We start from the raw sequence: 17,530 nt of genomic DNA on the forward strand, positions 1-17,530 counted from the left end.
CTATGTCTAACTCTTGTTTTCATTGCCTTGAAAATGTGCCAAACGGATTTAGTGCAAGCGTTATAATTGACGATAAAGCCCAGCCAATGTGTTGCATTGGCTGCCAAGCTGTTGCACAAAACATCGTTGACCAAGGTATGACCGATTACTACAAATATCGGACCGTACGTGCAGGTAAAGTGGAACAATTGGTACCCGAGCAACTCGCATTTATAAAAAGTTATGACAACGAAGACATTCAAGACGAATTTATAGCCACTAACGATAATATCTCAGAAGTATTACTGAGTGTCGAAGGTATAACCTGCGCCGCTTGTGCGTGGCTTATCGAAAAACAACTATTAAATTTAACCTCAGTAAAACGTGTTGATGTAAACACATCCACTAACCGCGCTATGATCCAATGGGATAAAACCAGCACCCCTTTAAGCGAAATAATTACTGCGCTTGCTAAGATTGGTTATAAAGCCTACCCGTTTCAAGCCGATACTGAATCCCAACAAAAGCAACAAACAGCAAAAGCCTATATTCGCCGTTTAGGTGTTGCCGGTTTAATGACCATGCAAGTAATGATGTTTGCATTTGCCATGTACTTTGGCATGTTTTCAGGCATGGACAGTAATTTTGAGCAGTATTTTAGATGGATCAGCTTAGTACTGGCCTCACCAGTTATTTTATATAGTGCTCTGCCCTTTTTAACCAACGCTATAAATGGCTTAAAAGCAAAACAGCTCAATATGGATTTACCTGTATCACTGGCCATTTTTGGCGCATTTGGTGCAAGTTGTTACGCCACATTTATGCAAGTCGGCGAAGTGTATTTTGAATCTGTGTGCATGTTTACCTTTTTACTGTTGTTGGGTAAATATCTTGAATTTAGAGCGCGTTTAAAAGCGAGTGAGTTTACTGCCAACTTACAAAAACTATTGCCATTAACAGCCCGCACCATTAACGAAAGTGGCGAAGAGCTTATAATTGCAGCCAAAAAACTAAAACTTAATGACGTAGTACTTATTAAAGCGGGTGAAACGATTCCTNGATGGCGAACTAATTAAAGGTAAAACCACCGTTGATGAGTCAATGATGACGGGGGAGCATCAACCTGTAACTAAGTTTATTGGTCACAATGTTTATGCTGGTTGCGTTAACCACGACGGCGTTATTGAAATAAAAATTAATAAAATTGGCCAAAATACACTTTTGAATCAAATAATACGCCTGCAACATAACGCATTAACCAAGCGCCCTAAACTAGTTGAAATTACTGATAAAGTTGCGCAGTGGTTCATAGCTTGTTTGCTTGTATTTGCTTCACTTACAGCGATCGGCTGGTACCAAATTGATCCTGAGCACGCATTCTGGATCACCATTTCGGTTTTAGTTGCTACCTGCCCGTGTGCGCTGAGTTTAGCGATACCCACCGCGCTTACATGCGCGGTTGCAACCTTGACCCGTAAAGGCGTATTAATAAAACAAGCGCATGTGCTCGAAACACTCTCACAAATTACGTTATTTGCCTTTGATAAAACAGGCACACTTACGCAAGGTAAATTTAGCCTTGATGAAGTAGATATAATCGATAAAAAATATACAAAAACGCAAGTGCTAGATATGGCAGNCAGCCATGCTAGAGCGTTATTCTGAGCATCCTATTGCCAGCGCTTTTGATGAAATCACGCCCGTTCATAATACTCTTGATAACGTTGAAGTACATCCAGGGCTAGGAATTAGCGCACAAGATGCAACTCATCATTACGCAATTGGTAAAAGTGGCTGGTTTGATAGCAAAAAATCGAATGCACAAGCAAGCTTATATATAAATAAACAAGTTGTTGCACGTTTTTACTTTGTTGATAAAGTAAAAAGCGATGCGAAAAAGCTTATAGAGTCTCTTCAATCGCAAAACTTAACGTGTCATATGTTGACCGGTGACGCGTCAGATGCAGGGCAAAAAGTAGCTAAACAGCTTAAACTTGAAAGCGTACAATCAGGATGTTCCCCACAGGATAAACAAACCGCAGTTGAGCAATGGTCTTCACAAAGCGAAGTGGTTGCTATGGTCGGTGATGGCATAAACGACAGCCCAGTATTTGCCAGCGCGCACTTATCAATTGCTATGGAAACCGGTGCTGACATATCAAAAAATAGCGCTGATGTAGTGCTTCTTAATAGCGATTTAGCCTCCATTGGTCATTTACTTAATGTTGCCAAACAAACCAGACGTATTATTAAACAAAATCTTGCGCTGTCTTTATTGTATAATGCTTCCATATTACCATTGGCAGCGCTGGGCTTAGTAGCCCCATGGATGGCTGTTATTGGCATGTCTGCCAGCTCAATTATTGTGATTAGTAATTCACTAAGGCTATTAAAGTTATGAGCATAATTTACATTTTGATCCCTATTGCCATTTTATTTGTCATTATTGCTATTGGCGTATTTTTTTGGGCCGTAAAAAGTGAGCAGTTTTCGGATTTAAACAAGCAAGGTCATAGTATTTTGTTTGAAGACGACAAAGAGCAACATAATAAAAGTAATGATTGACCCTCTTTATACCAGCGCATTTTTAATGGGCCTAATCGGTAGCGGTCATTGCATTGCTATGTGTGGCGGTATTGCAAGCTCATTACAACTGGCTAGTGACAAACGCAAAACATTTACCTATTCATTTGCCTATAATGTTGGACGTGCCCTGAGCTACATGGCAGCAGGAGCACTTGTTGCAGGAATTAGTAGCCAATTTGCAAGGCAAAATACGTCCTTTTCTTTAGCCCTTTCATTCATTGCTGCTATTTTTATGCTCCTCGTTGGCGTGTATATAATGCGCTTGGGCCCTACTTTGCAGTGGTTAGAAAGAATTGGCAAAACTTTAGTGTGGCAACACATTGTTAAACTAAATAAATATTTAATGCCTATCAACTCTCCTTTTAAAGCCTTAGGTTACGGTGCTTTGTGGGGCTGGCTGCCTTGTGGTTTAGTATATTCAGCGCTTACATGGGCGATGACTAGTCCTAGTGCTTTAGATGGTGCTTTAGTTATGCTTTGCTTTGCTCTGGGTACTTTTCCCGCGATGATCACGTTAGGCGTTGCAGCGCAAAAACTAAATACTATTATTAACCACCCATGGACCCGAATTGTATTAGGCAGTGTTATAATTTGGTATGGTATCTACTTATTGATTATTGCAACCGACAAGTTGGTACATTAATCTACACAATGTCGTGAATAAAAATTTAAACGGATTAAATTATGGATTTCTCTCAAAGCCGTACTAAAGGTAATTGTGCTATTAGCTGTAATAACTGCAGTATTAGTCAATTGTGTTTGCCATTTTCACTTAATGGCCAAGAAATGGACAAGCTAGACGAAATTATTGAGCGAAAAAAACCTCTCCATAAAGGCGACTACTTATTTGAATCAGGCGCACCTCTACAGGCTATTTATGCGGTACGTTCAGGCTCATTTAAATCGTACACATTATCAGAGCGAGGTGATGAGCAAATTACTGGTTTTCATTTAGCTGGCGATCTAGTTGGTTTTGATGCGATAAATAAAATGACTCATCCGAGTTTTTCACAAGCACTTGAAACGTCAATGGTTTGCGAAATCCCATTCGATACTCTTGACGAACTATCAGGGAAATTACCTAAACTTCGCCAACAAATAATGCGTTTAATGAGTAGCGAAATTACTTACGATCAAGAAATGCTGTTACTACTCAATAAAAAATCAGCAGAAGAGCGCCTAGCTAGTTTTATTTATAACTTATCTGAGCGCTTTGGTGAGCGCGGTTTTTCGCGTAAGGAATTTAGATTTACGATGACTCGCGGTGAAATAGGCAACTACCTAGGCCTAACTGTAGAAACTATTAGTCGTTTATTAAGTCGTTTTCAAAAAGCAGACTTAATTAAAGTAGAAGGTAAATTTATTACAATTTTAGATAATGATGCCTTGGCTAAAACAGCAGCAATAGTAAAACCTCGTCAAATTAAATAGTTTGATTTAGAACAACAATTTATATGCTACCCCTTTAACTGTTTTATATTTACGTTACACTAAATGTACACCCGTTATGTAAATGGAGTAGCATATGAACACTATTAAACGCATTATTGCGGTTATTGACCCTACCAAAGACGATCAACACGGCTTAGCACGTTCAATAGATTTAGCTAAAAAGTCTGGCGCAAGTATTACCGCTTTTATGACGGTTTACGACTTCTCTTACGAAATGACAACCATGCTATCAGGCGATGAACGCGAAGCAATGCGTGACGCCGTACTAAAAGATCGTGAGCTATGGCTAAACGATTTAGTCTCTCCTTACAAAGATATAAATATTGAAACCCAAGTGTACTATGTAAATTTTTCTCTGGAAAAGTGAAACTTTACATTTGCTAACTCTGGAAAACGAACTAAGCTGACCAAGTAACGTACAATTTTTGGTCGGCTTTTTCATGCTCACAATAGTTCAATCAGATGATTTTAAAACTGAGATCCAAACTCCCTTTTGCAAAACAAAATCAAGCATTCAGCTAAAAGGCTTTCCAACTTTTTATGAAGATGGTGAATACGTCATGCCAATAAACCTTTGGATGAATCACCTCATTAACGTTAAGCGCGCAAAAAACATCAATTCAAACGTTCGTGCCATAAGTCGATATTGGCGCTTTTTAAAAAGCCATGAACTCTCTTGGAAAGACTTTCCAACTATCAAATCAAATAAGCCCACATATATTTTCCGAAACCAAGATCTTTTGGCCTCAGTGAAAGCCGGTGAGCTAAATAGTTCAACAGCAGCTGTATATATGAACCATATAATTAAATTCTACGAGTGGGCATATTACGAGAGGTTAATTAACTTCTCTAAGGAAAATAAACCATTTGAAGTAGAGTTTGTTAGCATCAAAACGACTGGGATGCTTGCGCATATCAATCGTAATTATGTTGTTAGAAGCTCAGACTTAAGGATCAGGGTCCCAAGGCGTACACCAGAGCAAAGCTTGAATCCCCTTACAGAAGATGAGGTAAAATTATATTCGCGAGCACTCAAAGAACAGTCAATTGAGTTCCAAATACATCAACTATTACAACTCATGTGCGGCCTTCGTATAGAAGAAGCCTGCACCTTTCCTGCTAATCTAGTGAATAGATGTGACCCGAATAAATACCATATTCAAGTTAGTATAGGACCTCATAACGGTGTACTCACCAAATTTGGCTCAGTCAGAACTATCGAAATTCCAACACTGTTAATGAACAAGATGCATCGCTACTTGATTAGTGAGCGTCGCCAGAAAAGAGAGTCTAAAACCGATAAACCGATTACGGAATTATTAATTACCAATCGAGGTAAACCATATACTACCAATGCAATACAGCGTCACTTTAGCTTAACTCGTAATTACATACGCAATGAGCTAAATACCCACTTTCAGCATAGAACTCACGATTTACGTGCAACTTACGGTACATTTCGCCTTGCGTCCCTTTTAGACGAAAAAGTTGGGTTGTCACCATTCGATGCTATGTCATTAATCATGGGGTGGATGGGACATAAAGATGAGAAAACAACTTGGCGATACCTGAACTTTATAAACCGAAGCAAGGCATCGATACGTGCAGTTTGCTTTTTAGATCAAGTTATGGAGTCAGTCATTAATGAGGATCTCTCGTGATTAACAAATCAAATTTAAATATTGACCTTAAACTTAAGTTAAATATTTATGGTGATCAATTTGTATACCCAGACTTTCAAAGATTTAGATACAAAGGCGTGCCTAAACTTTTTGAAATGCATCGGGGTACTTTGCTTAACCGAGACAACCAAATTATTAAGTGGTATCAAGCATTCAAAGCTAATACAGAATATACTGACACAACAATGAATACCCTTTTTAGAACATTTACACGGTATGTGAATATTTGTGACAGTATTCCAGTAAATCCAGATTCAAAAGAGGGTATCAATGCATTTGAAACAGCTCTAGTTCACAGCGTTAGAATTGGCAGCAAAAGTTCAAACACAGCAAAAGGTGAATTAAGTAGTATAAGAACAATAATGAAGATGCTAGATCACCCTGTTGATGAGTGGTTTTCTAAATTCAAACTATTTCGCAGCCAAATAAATCCAACTCAAGCATACTCAGAATCTGAATTGAAAAAGTTAATTAAAATACTAAAAGAACTATATTTTCAGCTTTCCAAGCAAATTCAAACCTCACCTAAAGAATACATTCAAGCAAGGAGAAGCGACCAATACGCGAGCTTTTCTTTTAATAAAATCGAAGTGCCTGTAAGTGGTGCTATTACCAAGTGTTACTGTGCTGCATATTTCTTACTTGCCTATTACACATGGGCAAACGCTAGTACGATAAGAGATATGGATATCCCCAAAGCTTCACAAAAAAAGGGACAGCAAGGTAAGTGGTTTGTGCAAACAGCGTTAAAGAAGAGAGCTAATAAATTTGTTACCATCGAGCTCGGCGATAATCTTAGCACAGACATTCCAAAGCATGCGCTAAATTTTATTAATGACCTTATCACCCTTACGCACGTGCTGTTTCCAGATGCCAATAGACTACTTCATCAATGTCTAAACGGGATAAATAAGCCCTTGTGCCCAACGCATATTCGTTCCAATATGAATTGGCTAATTAATATATTCGATTTGACTGATGACAATGGTCAACAACTTAGGCCTGAAGCTAAACGCTTTAGAGCTACAGGTGCATCTAATTACTTAGCACTCACAGGAAACTCACTCGAAACATCCATGTTGCTCAATAACACACCTGATGTAGTTCGAAAGCACTATAGCAGAGGTAACGAGTCAGAAAATAACGCCCAACTTCAAGCCACAGCTAACACCTTAGAAAATGCAATTAAATGTGGCGATATTAGTAGAGCACGAGAACAAACTCTTGAGCAAATGAATCTAGAAATACTACCCTATGATGAATTCGTAAACCGCTATGCTAAATCAGGGAATGGTCAAAAAACACCTTTAGGTACAGGTTGCAAAGACCCCTTTGATAACCATGGTGACCGTTTTCGACGAAAGGCCTCTATCGATAGCGTTGACATGACCCATCTTGCCTGTGCAGACTTATTAAATTGCTTTTCCTGCCCAAATCAAGTGCTGGTTGAAGAAGTTGATGATATTTGGTGTTTATTGAGTTTTTATGAAGCGTTAGAGGATGCCAAAGAAGATCACCTCAACATGTCACACTTTAAAAACAATTTTGATCGAGTACTAAGAAAAATAAAGCAAGTGCTTTTTAGTATCGACTTAAAAGTGCGCAGGCAAGCTGAGCGGAAGCTACATACAATTGGTCGCCACCCTTTTTGGCCCGATACGCTTAATTTGGTTTTATAAGGAAATGCTATGAAACCGTTACTTGCTGCACCAGAACAAGTTATAAAAGAGAATACTGTTTTTGTTGAACAGGCAATACAGTATTTTGAAAATAAGGATTGGGACAATTTAAACAAAATCCCAGTAATGATTGACCAAAATGGTAAAACCATAAGTTACTTTGGCGATAACACATGGGATTTAACACACTATGTAGATGTCAAAATTGTTTCGAAAAAGCGGGCTTCTTTTACTCATTTAACAACTATTTCCTTGTTGCAAGAACAAAAGTTACTCGCATTCCTTGGTTTATTTGCTGTCGGCACCTTAAGGCAAGGGGCAATGATAAAAACCACAACATTTTTAGAGAGAAATATCAATTTAACCCAAGTATATAAATACATAGAATCCATCAAAGCAGATTCGATTTGTGTCCTTAACCATCCCATACAGTTTTCTAGGTTTTGCGAATATTTAAAGTCACTTAAAATGAGTGGGCCATATACTTCAAAACTTATTTTCGCATTAAACTGGATCGAAGCGGTTAAGAACCAAACCCCCATAAAACTATCATTACCTTTGACGACATCAATTACAGAATTAGGCCGTCAATTAGGTTGCCCAACCAAACTAGAAAGTGAGCAGTATTACGCTATACCATCACGCTTGATGCAACTCATATACTCAAAGGCTATCGAGTATATAGATACTTACTATCCTATTCGAGATACATTATTAGATATCCATACCGAGCAGCAAGAAAACTATGAAATTGGCAAAGCGGCTGTTGATAACAAAATAAAATCAGGTCAATGGAACTGGTTAACATCTGATTCCCCTCACTACAAAGCTGAGATAACTAAAGCTAAACCCCAAACTTCTACCAATATACTTAAAAGCTATATTTCCAACGCTGATATCGAAAAATTAATTCCTAGTGATATACGAAGATTCAATTGGTTATACTCCCATATTCTAACTTGCTGCTTTATAATTTGTGGAGCCTTTTCGGGCATGAGAAGAAGCGAGATCTATAGTTTACACTCTGATAGCTTTAAAACATTAAAATTAAAAGACCAAGTGTTTTATTCGTTACAATCCTACCACAGTAAAATGACACCTGCGGTGCCTGAAAAAGCAGAGTGGTTGGCATCTCCAATTACTGGGAAAGCAATCGAGCTCGCATCACTACTCACTCAAAATATGAGAACTCAACTCATGCTCTCAGATGACCGAGTCGAAAATGCTAGAGCCTCAAGCATCTGGCTAGTTCAACAAATGAAATGCAGAAAGCCAAACATGCTGACAGGTCCACCTTTTGCTCTTCATCATAAGCAGCTAGTAGAAGAGGCTGGCGCCATCGTAAATGAGCAAGATTATGAAGAGTTTAAACTTCTAAATCCAAACCTAAACATACACGCTTACAAGCAAAAGATAGTTATAGGTAAGCCTTGGGCTTTTACAACCCACCAACTCAGGCGAACTTTTGCAGTATTTGGTAAACGCTATAATTTACTCTCTGACGTTGCCATTAAACAACAGTATAAGCATATATATTTACCAATGTCTCAATGGTACTCAGAAGGAGGCGTAGCAGCCAAAATAAAACATGTAAAAGTGGACTCAGAACTCAATAATTTACTTCAAGAAGTGGATAAAGAAGTCACTACACAACTATTGCATCAGTGGTATAACTCAGATGACAAGCTATATGGTAAGAAAGGTATAGATGTTGTTAAAGATAGAGAAGATACCGCTGTTAAATACTCATCCTGGGATGCTCTTTATGCTCAAGTATCTGCTGGTAGAATATCTATTGCTGGTACACTTCACTCATACTGCATGGCTGGTTATGAATGCAGAATGGAAAAGGTCGTATCACCAACCAACTGTTTTAACTGCGAGAACGTTGTCATAGACGAAACTAAAGCACAAGCTTGGCAAAAACGACATCAGTGGATTGTTGAGACTATAACTGAAATGGAGCAGCATACTAAACTATCTCAATCGCAGCTAAGCCATTTTATTACGCAATTACGTGCAGCTGAAAAGGTTATGGACTACTTTGAGATAAGCTACACTCCATACAAACCCGAAATTGAGATCAGACAGCTTTGAGTAAGTCAGAGAATACAAGGTTAGAGCTTCTAAGCGCAATTGACAGGATACTTTCTGGCGATACAGTACGTATTGATGCCAAACGAGGTTTAAGTGCCATTGCAGTTGAGGAAGAAGCTAACCTTGGTAATGGCTCAGCTTACTATTACTCAGACGTCATTGAAAAAATTAAACTACTAAAATCAAAAGCTATAACAAAAAAGCAAGCACAGCAAAACTCAGATGTTACTAAGTTACGTGAAAAGCTTGCCAACGAGAAACGGTTAAAAGAAAAATATCGAGCGGAAATAGCCAGCTTAAAAGAGCAAATGGCACAAATGGCTTCTACCCACAATGCCCTAGCGCTTTCAAATCACCAGCACTTAAAAAAGATTAATGACCTCGAATCTGAGTTATTTCTGCTTAAGGGAAGTAACTAGCAGAATGTACCAATTTATAGCATGTATTAGTTTAGACTTGAACTTACAGCTATATATTTTTATATCATAAGCTTAAATTTCATAATGAGAAAACGACAAAAGTACTGACGCTTAGGTGAGAATAAAAAGCCCTCTTCAATATTATGTACAACTAAAGCCTTCCTTTTCTCGAAAAAGAGCCAACTTTCATTAGTAAAGCGGCTTAAAGACCAGCTAATACAAAAATATTTTATAAAAAACAAATGCGACACCCATTTTAGTTATTACCTACTAAGCCTTACCTTCTAATTTAATTAGTGTCAAAAATACAAATTGAAAATTGACACTGTAAAAGCTCACAGTGCCAATTTACCTTTAAGCTTAGAAATCGTTCTTCGGTTTTACATCTAGTAGCTGACCATTTTTAGCTATTTTGAAATAAACGTGATCACTACCGTTATTATTTGATGCTTGAACAACATAATAGTCACCGTTCTTGCTTATGACTGAAAACGCTTCTGAAGAAATATCTTGCCAAGAATCATTTAATTTTCCAACTTCAAAACCATAGTCTTTAAAGGTCAATTTTTTTATTGATTTAGCTGCGATACTAATCGCTTGTTGATCATTAATGTAGCCATGGGCATGATCACTATGTGCTAAAACACCAGTACTCATTAACGTAATACAAACTAAGACGATTGAAATTAATTTATTCATTGTTTTCTCCGGTTAAATTTTAAGTTTACTTTTTTAAGCCAATCACTTTAAATTGACCTTTTACTAAAAGTTGTATAGCCACGGGGTTATCTGAGTTGTTTTTCCAGTACCAGCCATGTGAGCCCCCAAATGGGGCGGTAAAGCTGCCCTTCATTTCGCTTAAATTGGCAATTGCATAGCTTTCGAAGTAACCGGTTGTGTCTCCTGCTGGCTCTCCGTGTAAATCAAAATGTAAAGAAGCGCCATCGGTCATCCATTCGTAGGTCATTTTTTCATATTGTTGCATCTCAAATTTATATTCAACCCCGCGATTTGCAGGGATAGTGACTTCAATTGTTTGAAACTCATCACTGCCCACTTGCAATGAATCTGATGTTTTAAGTGGTTTTTGCGCTGATGCCTGAGCTATTTTAGTAACGCCCAGTTGTTTACCGATCCCGGTTGGATCAATGTTATATTCTGCCGGAAGGATAAATAGCACAAAGGCGATTATCGCAACTAATGAAGCGGTGATACTGGCTTTTATAAGTGTTTTTGAACTAACTGTATGTTGCATATATTTCTCTAAATTAATTAATTATATAGCCGGTTAATTGAAGGCCGACTAGCATTAAGCCGGCACTCATTAACGCACCGTTGATAAATGTTGAAAAACGATGAAATGACGGCCGTTTACGCCACACATTAATGGCAATTAAAATAACTGCGAGCGCTAAAAATTGGCCAAGCTCTACGCCAATATTAAAGGCGATTAGGTTTGTCAGTAATCCATCTTCGGGTAATTGAAACTCTTGTAACTTGGTTGCTAGACCAAAGCCATGAAACAAACCAAAAATAAGCACCGCCATTTTTGTATTTGGCTGCCAATTAAAACAACGCTTAAACCCACCTAAGTTATCAAAGCCCTTATAAATAACTGAAAAACCAATAATAGCGTCAATTAAATAGGCATTAATCTGAATATCGCCAAGCACACCTAATAGTAACGTTGTGCTGTGGCCGATGGTGAACATGGTGACATACAGCAAAACCTCTTTACTGCGATACAAAAAGAAGATAACACCGATTAAAAACAATATATGGTCGTAACCGGTGATCATGTGCTTTGCACCAATATAAATAAATGGCACAAACTGTACGCCTTGGTTTTGCTCTAAAAAAGCGCGAGTGCTGTCATCAACTCCATGGGCCAAGGTCTCAAAGCTAAGAAAAGCCAAAACAAGCACCATAATCATTATGCTAACGTTTATTATTTTAGTTGACATCATGTTGCTCCAACGTTTCACTTTCAGTCAAAATAGACTCCTTTTCATTGTGTAAAAGTCGATACAGTGCGGGGATCACAAATAATGTTAGTAAGGTCGACGAAATAATGCCGCCAATTACCACGGTTGCTAAAGGCCGCTGTACTTCTGAGCCAATCCCTGTATTAAGTGCCATAGGAATAAATCCTAATGAGGCAACCAGTGCTGTAGTTATCACTGGGCGAAGACGTGTTAATGCCCCCTCTGTTATCGCTTGATTAAGCCCCATTCCTGAGCTGCGTAATTCACGAATAAACGATACCATTACCAAGCCGTTTAATATGGCAATGCCGGATAAAGCAATAAAACCGACCGCTGCAGATATTGAAAATGGAATATCACGTAACAGCAGTGCTGCAATTCCACCGGTAAGCGCTAAAGGCACACCGGTAAAAATAATCGCAGCATCTTTAAGTGAGTTTAAAGCTAAAATAAGCAAGCCTATAATCATTAACAATGTAACGGGCACAACCACACTCAAACGCTCAGAGGCCGATTGTAACTTTTGATACGTTCCTCCGTATTCAATCCAATAACCAGCAGGAATAGTGACTTTATCTTCAATAATTGTTTGAATATCTCCAACAAAGCTTCCTAAGTCACGTCCTCGTACATTGGTAGTCACTACAATACGACGTTTAGCATTTTCGCGATTAATTTGACTTGCGCCATTAGTGAGTTTGATTGTTGCTAACTCTTGGAGCGGCACAGCGCGACCATTAGGTAAATTAATAGGTAAGTAACCTATCTCTTGCACATTATTACGCTGCTGCTCTTCTAAACGAACAACAATATTAGAGCGGATATCCCCTTGATAATACTTACCTGCAATAGTCCCTCCTAATGCGGTGGCTAACTGTGACTGAATGTGTGCTTTGCTGATACCAAACTGGCTTAGCTTTTCAGTATTGGGTACAATTTCAAGCATTGGCAACCCGCTTGTTTGCTCTACCATTAAATCGGCAATACCGTCAACATTTCCAATAGCGGATTCAATCTCCTTACCTAACGCAGCAAGTGTTTCAAAGTCATCACCAAACACTTTAATTGCCAGCTCAGCGCGTACACCTGCTAATAATTCATTAAAGCGCATTTGAATTGGTTGTAAAAACTCATAGCGGTTACCTGGAATTGGCTTAACTAAGGCTGCTAACTCTTCAACAATTTGTGCTTTTGACTTATCAGGGTTTGGCCATTGCTCTCGTGGTTTTAGAATAATAAAGTTATCGGCTACGCTAGGGGGTACTGCATCTGTTGCTACATCTGCGGTGCCGATTTTTGCAAATACACGCTCGACTTCAGGCATCTGCGTAATTTTTTCTTCCAACACTTTTTGTAGCTCAATCGCTTGGCTTAATGATGTACCAGGAATACGAAGCGCATGCATGGCAATGTCTCCTTCATCAAGATTTGGTGCAAACTCGCTTCCTAAGCGTGTCGCTTGATAACCAAAGAATGTTACGAGTAAACAAGTTATTAGCACCACAGCCCAGCGGCCTTTTAATGCTAATGAGAGTACCGGCTTATAAATACGACTTAACCCCAGCATAATATGATTAGGTTTTTCTTTAATTGGCTTTTTAAATAATAGGGCGATCATTGCAGGCACAAATGTGATCGAAAGCGCCATTGAACAAAGCAAAGCAATCACAACCGTTAATGCCATTGGATGGAACATTTTTCCTTCAACGCCTTCAAGCGCGAAAATAGGTAAATAAACAACGGTGATGATGAATACACCGAATAAAGCGGGTCGAATAACCTCTCGTGTAGCCGTAAAAACAATGTCTAAACGTGCTTTTAAAGAAAGAGGGGTATCACCTCTCATACTTAAACGACGTAAGCAGTTTTCGACGATAATTATCGTACCATCAACCAATAGACCAAAATCTAATGCCCCTAAACTCATCAAGTTTGCACTGACTCGCGTATGTACCATACCGGTTATTGTCATCAACATTGCAAATGGGATCACTAAAGCCGTTAAAAATGCGGCTCTGAAATTCCCCAGTAATATAAATAATACAACAATAACTAAAATGGCCCCTTCGAGCAGGTTAGTTTGAACAGTATTAAGCGTTTTATCTACCAGTTTAGTTCGGTCATAGACGGCTTTTGCAACTATACCTTCGGGTAAACTGCCATTGATTTCTTTTAACTTTTCACCAACGCCTTGTGCAACTGTGCGACTGTTCTCACCTATTAACATGAACACGGTGCTCATCACCACTTCGCGGCCATTTTGTGTAGCAGCACCAGTACGCAATCCTTTGCCATCACTTATAGTGGCAACATCTTTAATAAACACTGCACTGCCGTCTATGGTTTTGATGGGTAAATTAGTGATTTCAGTTAAACCAGCAACCTGACCTGGGACACGAATTAACCATTGCGCACCGCTTTTTTCAATAAATCCGGTGCCTTGGTTTTGGTTGTTTTGACCAATAGCATCAACAACATCTGCTGAGGTAAGATTATAAGCCAGTAGTTTTTCAGGTTTAAACGCAACGAGAATTTCACGCTCGTAACCACCAATAGGGTTTACTTCAACAACACCTGGTACCCGCATTAATTGAGGGCGAATTGTCCAGTCATGTACTGTTCGTAAATCAATGGGGGTTATATCACTACCGTCGGGATTTTTAGCACCAGGCACAGCATCAACCGTAAACATAAAAATCTCACCTAATCCAGTAGCAATGGGACCAAGCTCAGGTAAAAGGTTTATCGGCAACTCCGAACGTGCACTAGACAACCGCTCATTAACCAACTGACGAGCAAAGTAAACATCGGTATTATCAGCAAAAATAGCAATAACCTGAGATAAACCATAACGAGACACTGAGCGTGTGTTTACAAGTCCTGGTAACCCCGCAAGTGCGTTTTCGAGGGGGAAAGTAACGCGTTGTTCAACCTCTAACGGCGTATAGCCTGGCGCTTCGGTGTTGATCATAACCTGAACATTGGTTATATCAGGTACTGCATCAATAGGCAGTTTAGTAAAATTCCATAAGCCTAATCCTGCAATGGCTAATACCATGACAAGAACGAGGATATTGCGCTTTATAGCAAAGCGTAAAATCGATTCTAACATTACGCTCTCCTAGTGATCGTGTGACGCGCCAGATTTTTCAATATCGGCTTTGATGACATAGCTATTTTCAGTAACATACTCGGTACCGGCAGGCAGTCCACCTAGTACTTCTATCCATGTTGCATCTGAACGACCCAGCTCAAGCATCCTGACTTCATATTCATCAGCGACTTTTGCATACACGACCGTAAAATCACGAAAGCTCTGTAAGCCTATTTTCTTTACCGCTAAAGGAACTTCAAAAGAAGCAGTTTCAATATCGGCTTTAACAAAACTCCCTTCCAACAAAGGCTCAGTCTGTTGTGCCAACGTAACCCACACCATTCTTGCCTGATCACTTCTAACTTTTGGCTCTATAAATGATACCTTACCAGCAATATTCACAAGACTACCTTCTGCCTTAATGCTCACTAGAGTGCCTTGAGATACTTTGCTGTAATCGCTCGGGTAGACAGCTAATTTAACGACAGATTGACTCGCGTCTGTGATAACAAGCAGTTCACGGTTATTCGTTTGCTCACCTGAATTAGCCATTTGTTTTGCGACAAAACCAGCAATAGGCGATTTTATCTCATAGGGGTTTAAACTTTCATTACTTTCAATCGTCATTAAAGTTTGGCCTTTATTTACTTTATCGCCAAGCTTTACATTTAAGTGCGTAATAACACCTTCAAAACGTGCAAAAACAGTGCGGTGCGCACTCGGCGGTAACCAAACCTGTCCATAAGCAGGGATCGTTTGATGAAGCTTTTGAGACCCTGCAATTGCAGTTTCAATCGCCATTGCATCTACTACTGCGGGTTCGATTTTTGTTCGCCCCTCTAGGTTATCGTATTGCCAACGATATGTTTTTCCTTGGTAGCTCGCATTTACTGTGACAATAAAAGAGTGCGGTTCGTAAATTTCCATATCCCCACGTAAAAAGTCACTTTGGCTAATAAACTTAATATCATCAATCACATTACCTAATCGGGTTAACGTAACCGTTAATTCAACATCGTCGGGATTAATTGGGTTTTTATTATCTGTTAACCATACTCTAAACTCAGGTGGTACGCCTGTTTCGAAAATCGCTAACTCCAATGCGAAGTTTCCTTCACGAAGCATACGACCATTATGCGGCCCTTTTTCAGGCTCTGCTTGCTCTGTAGTAGGTGTTGATACTGCGCTAGCGGGTAAATGTACCCCCGCGCTGAGGCCGAGTAATACGGCAACGGTTATGGAGGAAATAAAGTTTGTCGTTTTCATAAATAATCTCATTGTTCTATCGATGCGCCAGTAAGACGCTGAATTTCTATATGTTGTAAATGTAAGCTTTCATAAGCGCTAAGTAGTTCTGATTGCGCGCTTAATTGCGCCTGACGCACGCTACTCCACTGGTTGTAATTCAATTTACCAACGTTAAATGCTTGTTTTGCTTGGGTAAGCGCGGTTTCTAGCGTGGGAATGATTTCATTTTTTGAGGTGGTAATTACATGAACAGAATGCTTAACTTCTTGAAGCAAAGCATAAAGCTGGCTATTAGCTTGTTGAGTTAAACTCTTCGCTTGCGCTGTTAATACATCTTGCTCGGCACGTAACTTAGCGACCGTTCCGGCATTGCTGCCAGATGCTCCCCACGGAATAGAAACACCGGCCACGAGCCCATAGTCATCCGTTGATTCATAACGACGTAAGCCTGTTGTAAATTGCCATTGTGGTTTTGCTTCAATTTGAGCTAATTCAATGTGTGATTGTGCAATACGTTTTTGACTTGCTAACTGCATCAAACGAGGCGCATTTTTAAAGCGCTCGAACTGTGACTGAAAATCTACAATTTTAGGTAACTGCAATAAGTTACCTGTAAGTGTAAAGTCAGTGCGAGGCTCTGCCCACAAGGCTGAAAGCTGATATTTTCCGCTGGCTATTTCATGCTCAAGATCTTCGACAAGTAATTTTTGTTTAATTAGTTCAGCTTTGGCTAAATTTTTATCAATAGCCAACGACTGACCAATACGAACTCGTTTATCTATTGCATTTACAACTTCATTCGCTTGTCTTACTGCCATTTTATTGAGCTTTAGTGCCTCTTCTTTCACCAGTAGTTGAATAAATTGCTTCGCAGTCATCGCGGCTAAATCAAGTGCAATAATTTGTTTATCTAAACGTAACTGCTCAAGTTCAGACTGGCTTGCTTTTACGCGACTATCAATTTGCTCTTGTTGAATCAGCCAAGAGAAAGTTAAGGTTGATTGCATATTTTGCAAACCACTATGCTCACCTGTCCCAAAAGCATCTTCAACCATTAAGCCTATTTGTGGTCTTTGGCCTATACTTGCTTGCTTTATTTTGCCTTGCTGGGCTTTATCTCGATAAAAGAAGCCCTGTAACTGCGGGTTGTTAGCAAGCGTGAATGAGATGGCTTGCTTTAGATTTAATGTTTGATAAGCCTCAGCACTTGCAAAACACGGCAGTGCTGTAAAAGCCATCAATACCCCCACAAAAAACCGACTGCCAATCGGTTTTTTGTGGGTGAAATGACTACTAAATGATTTCATTT

General features: G+C 39.2%; 13 protein-coding genes and 2 pseudogenes. 9 read left to right on the top strand and 6 right to left on the bottom strand.

The window, feature by feature from the left end; genetic code table 11:
* Positions 1 to 2 precede the first annotated feature (2 nt).
* The 9 genes and pseudogenes from L652_RS01000000124135 (at position 3) to L652_RS0119000 (ending at position 9,894) form a co-directional block, all read left to right on the top strand.
* Positions 3 to 2,380 (top strand): annotated as a pseudogene (locus L652_RS01000000124135) (heavy metal translocating P-type ATPase).
* Positions 2,377 to 2,544, top strand: a complete 168-nt coding sequence (ccoS, locus tag L652_RS0118965; protein WP_002963071.1) for a cbb3-type cytochrome oxidase assembly protein CcoS — start codon at positions 2,377 to 2,379, stop codon at positions 2,542 to 2,544. The pseudogene L652_RS01000000124135 and the gene ccoS overlap by 4 nt, the downstream one beginning before the upstream one ends.
* Positions 2,537 to 3,208, top strand: coding sequence for a sulfite exporter TauE/SafE family protein (locus tag L652_RS0118970; RefSeq protein WP_024596434.1), 672 nt, complete (start codon positions 2,537 to 2,539; stop codon positions 3,206 to 3,208). Before ccoS ends, L652_RS0118970 begins: the two co-directional genes overlap by 8 nt.
* A gap of 41 nt (positions 3,209 to 3,249) precedes the next feature.
* Complete coding sequence (locus tag L652_RS0118975; RefSeq protein WP_024596435.1) at positions 3,250 to 3,996, top strand: FNR family transcription factor; 747 nt, start codon at positions 3,250 to 3,252, stop codon at positions 3,994 to 3,996.
* A 94-nt stretch (positions 3,997 to 4,090) separates the two neighbouring features.
* Positions 4,091 to 4,354, top strand: a pseudogene (locus L652_RS0118980) (universal stress protein); the annotation flags it as partial.
* 103 nt (positions 4,355 to 4,457) lie between these two features.
* Positions 4,458 to 5,678: a site-specific integrase gene (locus tag L652_RS1000000125535; RefSeq protein ID WP_008467214.1), complete on the top strand. Its 1,221-nt coding sequence runs from the start codon at positions 4,458 to 4,460 to the stop codon at positions 5,676 to 5,678.
* A complete protein-coding gene (locus tag L652_RS0118990; RefSeq protein WP_008467212.1) occupies positions 5,675 to 7,378 on the top strand; it encodes a hypothetical protein in 1,704 nt (567 codons plus the stop codon). The genes L652_RS1000000125535 and L652_RS0118990 overlap by 4 nt, the downstream gene beginning before the upstream one ends.
* Before the next feature lie 9 nt (positions 7,379 to 7,387).
* Complete coding sequence (locus tag L652_RS0118995; protein WP_008467210.1) at positions 7,388 to 9,475, top strand: hypothetical protein; 2,088 nt, start codon at positions 7,388 to 7,390, stop codon at positions 9,473 to 9,475.
* The gene (locus L652_RS0119000; RefSeq protein WP_008467209.1) at positions 9,472 to 9,894 is read left to right on the top strand and encodes a hypothetical protein; all 423 of its coding nucleotides are present in this window, start codon (positions 9,472 to 9,474) and stop codon (positions 9,892 to 9,894) included. The genes L652_RS0118995 and L652_RS0119000 overlap by 4 nt, the downstream gene beginning before the upstream one ends.
* Positions 9,895 to 10,254: 360 nt before the next feature.
* Here the strand turns inward: L652_RS0119000 and L652_RS0119005 are convergent, their stop codons facing one another.
* The 6 genes from L652_RS0119005 to L652_RS0119030 are packed head-to-tail and all read right to left on the bottom strand — an operon-like array spanning position 10,255 to position 17,528.
* A complete protein-coding gene (locus L652_RS0119005) occupies positions 10,255 to 10,593 on the bottom strand; it encodes a DUF6488 family protein (protein WP_008467207.1) in 339 nt (112 codons plus the stop codon).
* 25 nt (positions 10,594 to 10,618) lie between these two features.
* Entirely contained in the window at positions 10,619 to 11,149 is a 531-nt protein-coding gene (locus L652_RS0119010; protein WP_008467204.1) for a hypothetical protein, read from the bottom strand.
* Between the two features lie 13 nt (positions 11,150 to 11,162).
* A complete protein-coding gene (locus L652_RS0119015) occupies positions 11,163 to 11,858 on the bottom strand; it encodes a HupE/UreJ family protein (RefSeq protein ID WP_008467202.1) in 696 nt (231 codons plus the stop codon).
* Positions 11,848 to 14,991 (bottom strand): CusA/CzcA family heavy metal efflux RND transporter, encoded by a 3,144-nt coding sequence (locus L652_RS0119020; protein ID WP_008467199.1) that lies wholly within the window; start codon positions 14,989 to 14,991, stop codon positions 11,848 to 11,850. Before L652_RS0119020 ends, L652_RS0119015 begins: the two co-directional genes overlap by 11 nt.
* Before the next feature lie 9 nt (positions 14,992 to 15,000).
* Positions 15,001 to 16,239 carry an efflux RND transporter periplasmic adaptor subunit gene (locus L652_RS0119025; protein ID WP_008467197.1) on the bottom strand — a complete coding sequence of 413 codons (1,239 nt, stop codon included), beginning with the start codon at positions 16,237 to 16,239 and terminating at the stop codon, positions 15,001 to 15,003.
* Between the two features lie 8 nt (positions 16,240 to 16,247).
* On the bottom strand, positions 16,248 to 17,528 hold the full coding sequence (locus L652_RS0119030; protein ID WP_008467195.1) for a TolC family protein: 1,281 nt from the start codon (positions 17,526 to 17,528) through the stop codon (positions 16,248 to 16,250).
* Between the last annotated feature and the right edge of the window lie 2 nt (positions 17,529 to 17,530).

Origin of the sequence: Pseudoalteromonas sp. TB25 (assembly GCF_000497995.1) — a bacterium.
GTDB lineage: Bacteria > Pseudomonadota > Gammaproteobacteria > Enterobacterales > Alteromonadaceae > Pseudoalteromonas > Pseudoalteromonas distincta.